The sequence below is a fragment of the Salipiger sp. genome (assembly GCF_059781815.1).
In genome coordinates this window covers 1-2,037 of the sequence record NZ_JBYNAH010000262.1, presented here as the reverse complement: position 1 = coordinate 2,037, position 2,037 = coordinate 1, and the positions used below count along the sequence as shown (strand labels likewise).

3 protein-coding genes are annotated in these 2,037 nt (G+C 70.9%); all 3 read left to right on the top strand.

Annotated elements, in window-relative coordinates:
• The first annotated feature begins 158 nt into the window (after positions 1-158).
• A complete protein-coding gene (locus AC6RA4_RS22065) occupies positions 159-590 on the top strand; it encodes a MarR family winged helix-turn-helix transcriptional regulator (protein WP_500163969.1) in 432 nt (143 codons plus the stop codon).
• Between the two features lie 77 nt (positions 591-667).
• The gene (locus tag AC6RA4_RS22060) at positions 668-970 is read left to right on the top strand and encodes a DnaJ family domain-containing protein (RefSeq protein ID WP_500163967.1); all 303 of its coding nucleotides are present in this window, start codon (positions 668-670) and stop codon (positions 968-970) included.
• Positions 971-1,032: 62 nt separating this feature from the next.
• Positions 1,033-2,037, top strand: a 1,005-nt coding sequence (locus AC6RA4_RS22055) for a class I SAM-dependent methyltransferase (RefSeq protein WP_500163965.1), incomplete at its 3' end; no start/stop codon positions are given.

Genomic DNA, 2,037 nt, shown 5'->3' with positions numbered 1-2,037 from the left:
CCCGGTCCTTTCCTCGCCCTCTCTCGGGGGGGGCGCGGGGGGGGGCCGGCCGCCCCCCCCCCCCCCCCCCCACGCCGCGAAGGACAGGCGAAATTGCACGCGCCGCTCTCTCGAAACTGCCGATAGCCTTACGATTGCGGCGCTGCTAGGCAGGGCGCATGAAGGATTTCGACAAGTCCCGCTCCGCCGGGTACCTCGCCAATCATCAGGCCCGGCTGTTTGCCCAGGCGCTGGCCGAGCGCATCAACCCGATGGGGTTGGCGCCGGCACAATTCCAGTGCCTGCTCGAGCTCTGGCGCGAGGACGGGCTGACCCAGCGCGACCTCGTGCAGCGGCTCGATGTCGAGCAGGCCACCATGGCCAACACGCTCAAGCGCATGGAGCGCGACGGGCTGATCGAGCGCCGCGCCCACGAGGGCGATGGCCGCGCCCGCACCATCCACCTGACCGAGCGTGCCCGCGAGTTGCAGGGGCCGGCGCAGGCCGAGGCGCATGCGGTCAACGCCCGCGCCACCGCCGAAATGAGCGAGGCCGAGCGCCTCGCCTTCCTCGACCTGATGACCCGCGCGGTCGAGGCGCTGCGCCGCTAGGCCGCGCGGGGGCTGGAAGCGCCGGGCGATCTGCGGCATCCTTGCCCGCAGCGCCACGCACCGCCCGGGAGAGGCTGATGGACCATCCGCTGATCGACCTGATCAATGCCCGCATCGCCAAGGCCGAGGGCGAGGGCGCCTTCGACAACCTCCCCGGCGCCGGCAAGCGGCTGCCCGCCTGCGAGGATCCCGAGAACGCGGTCCTCAACCGCATCCTGAAGGACAACGGCGCGGTGCCCGAGTTCGTCTCGCTCTCGCGCGAGCTTGCTCGGCTGCGCGAGGAGCTGCGCGAGACCGCCGACCGCAGCGCGCGCAGGCGCCTGATGCAGGACATGTCGCTGCTCGAGGCCAAGATCGAGATCGCCCGCAAGGCGCGCTGAGGCTTGGACAATCCCGGAGCGCCGTGGCAGGGTCGCGCCCGCATCAAGGAGGGCCGCGCCGGATGGTCAGCGTCAAGGAACAATACGAAGCCTTTCCCTATCCCGAGCGCGATCCCGAGGACGAGAAGACCCGGCTGATCACCGGCTCGCCCTCGCACCCGCTCGAGATGGATCACTTCCTCTGGCGGGGCAAACGCGACTGGTCGCAGCCGCTGAGCGTGCTGGTGGCGGGCGGCGGCACCGGCGACGGCCTGATCCAGCTCGCCACGCTGCTCGACAAGGCGGGGGTCGCGGCGAAGATCACCTATCTCGATCTCTCCACCGCCTCGCGTGCCGTGGCCGAGGCGCGCGCCGCCATGCGCGGGCTGTCGAACATCGCCTTCCATACCGCCAGCCTGCTCGACGCCGCCGAGTACGGCCAGTTCGACTACATCGACTGCTGCGGAGTGCTGCATCACCTCCCCGATCCCGCCGAGGGCTTCCGCGCCCTGCGCGCCGCGCTGGCGCCCGGTGGCGGGCTCGGCTTCATGGTCTATGCGCCCTATGGCCGCTCCGGCGTCTACCCGCTGCAGGAGGCCTTTGGCGCGCTTTTCGAGGGGCTGCCACCGGAAGAGCGGCTGGCGCGCGCCAAGACCATCGCCGCGACCCTGCCCGAGGGCCATCCCTTCGCCAGCAACCGCAACCTCGGCGATCACCACAAGAGCGACGCGGGCTTCTACGACCTGCTGCTGCACGGGCAGGACCGCGCCTTCTCGGTGCCGGAACTGCTCGATGTGCTGGGCGAGACCGGCTGGGAGCTCGCCTCCTTCACCACGCCGGCGATCTACGATCTGGCGCAGATCACCGAGGTGCCCGAGGGCATGGGCAAACCCGAACAGATGGCGGTGGCCGAGAAGCTGCGCGGCACCATCCGCATGCACACCGCCTATGCCGTGCCGCAGGGCACCGGCGCGACCGTCGCGAAAGGCTCTGACCGCAGCCTCGTGCCGCATCTGCGCGGGGTGCAGCGCCAGGCGCTGGCCAAGGCGGTGGCGATCGTGACGCACGTCTCCGCGCTCCTCCCGATC